Below are 1,852 nucleotides of genomic sequence, written 5' to 3' on the forward strand. Positions count from 1 at the left end.
TGGGTGTGTGGATGGGTAGGGGAGCGTCGTGCGGCCGGAGAAGCAGCCGGGTGACCGAGTTGTGGAGGCTGTGCGAGTGAGAATGCAGGCATGAGTAGCGAATCAGAAGTGAGAAACTTCTGCGCCGGATGACCAAGGGTTCCTGGGGCAGGCTAATCCGCCCAGGGTAAGTCGGGACCTAAGGCGAGGCCGACAGGCGTAGTCGATGGACAACGGGTTGATATTCCCGTACCCGCTACGATGCGCCAGTACTGAATCCAGTGATACTAAGGGTCCTTAACCCGGTCTGCTCTTCGGAGCGGGCGTCAGGGTGAACGCCTGGCCTGATCTGGTAGTAGGTAAGCGATGGGGTGACGCAGGAAGGTAGTCCAGCCCAGGCGGTGGTTGTCCTGGGGTAAGCATGTAGGACGTGTTGTAGGCAAATCCGCAACGCATGTGTCTGAGATGTGATGCCGAGCCGATTGTGGCGAAGTGGATGATCCTATGCTGCCGAGAAAAGCCTCTAGTGAGTGTCGTGGCGGCCCGTACCCTAAACCGACTCAGGTGGTCAGGTAGAGAATACTAAGGCGATCGGGTGAACTGTGGTTAAGGAACTCGGCAAATTGCCCCCGTAACTTCGGGAGAAGGGGGGCCTTCGCTGGTGATGAACCTTTGCGTTCGGAGCTGGTGGGGGTCGCAGAGGCCAGGGGGAAGCGACTGTTTACTAAAAACACAGGTCCGTGCGAAGTCGTAAGACGATGTATACGGACTGACGCCTGCCCGGTGCTGGAACGTTAAGGGGACCGGTTAGCTGACTTTCGGGTTGGCGAAGCTGAGAACTTAAGCGCCAGTAAACGGCGGTGGTAACTATAACCATCCTAAGGTAGCGAAATTCCTTGTCGGGTAAGTTCCGACCTGCACGAATGGCGTAACGACTTCCCCGCTGTCTCAACCGCAGACCCGGCGAAATTGCACTACGAGTAAAGATGCTCGTTACGCGCAGCAGGACGGAAAGACCCCGGGACCTTCACTATAGCTTGACATTGGTGTTTGGAACGGTTTGTGTAGGATAGGTGGGAGACGGTGAAGCATCGACGCTAGTTGGTGTGGAGTCATTGGTGAAATACCACTCTGGTCGTTTTGGATGTCTAACCTGGGTCCGTGATCCGGATCAGGGACAGTGTCTGGTGGGTAGTTTAACTGGGGCGGTTGCCTCCTAAAGGGTAACGGAGGCGCCCAAAGGTTCCCTCAGCCTGGTTGGTAATCAGGTGTTGAGTGTAAGTGCACAAGGGAGCTTGACTGTGAGACCGACGGGTCGAGCAGGAGCGAAAGCTGGGACTAGTGATCCGGCGGTGGCTTGTGGAAGCGCCGTCGCTCAACGGCTAAAAGGTACCCCGGGGATAACAGGCTGATCTTCCCCAAGAGTCCATATCGACGGGATGGTTTGGCACCTCGATGTCGGCTCGTCGCATCCTGGGGCTGGAGTAGGTCCCAAGGGTTGGGCTGTTCGCCCATTAAAGCGGTACGCGAGCTGGGTTTAGAACGTCGCGAGACAGTTCGGTCCCTATCCGCTGCGCGCGTAGGAGACTTGAAAGGGGCTGTCCCTAGTACGAGAGGACCGGGACGGACGAACCTCTGGTGTGCCAGTTGTTCCGCCAGGAGCATGGCTGGTTGGCTACGTTCGGGAGGGATAACCGCTGAAAGCATCTAAGCGGGAAGCTCGCCTTGAGATGAGGTCTCCCACCTTGTGAGAGGGTAAGGCCCCCAATGGATGATTGGGTTGATAGGCCGGGTGTGGAAGCGCGGTAACGTGTGGAGCTGACCGGTACTAATAGGCCGAGGACTTGACCTCAAGGTTTCTTTTGTGTCCATC

The 1,852-nt window shown here is 57.0% G+C and carries 1 rRNA gene; it reads left to right on the forward strand.

Annotated elements, in window-relative coordinates:
- Window positions 1–1,831, forward strand: a 23S ribosomal RNA gene (locus tag ABT340_RS42365); the annotation flags it as partial.
- Between the last annotated feature and the right edge of the window lie 21 nt (window positions 1,832–1,852).

The organism is Streptosporangium sp. NPDC000239 (genome assembly GCF_040300765.1).
Classification (GTDB): Bacteria; Actinomycetota; Actinomycetes; order Streptosporangiales; family Streptosporangiaceae; genus Streptosporangium.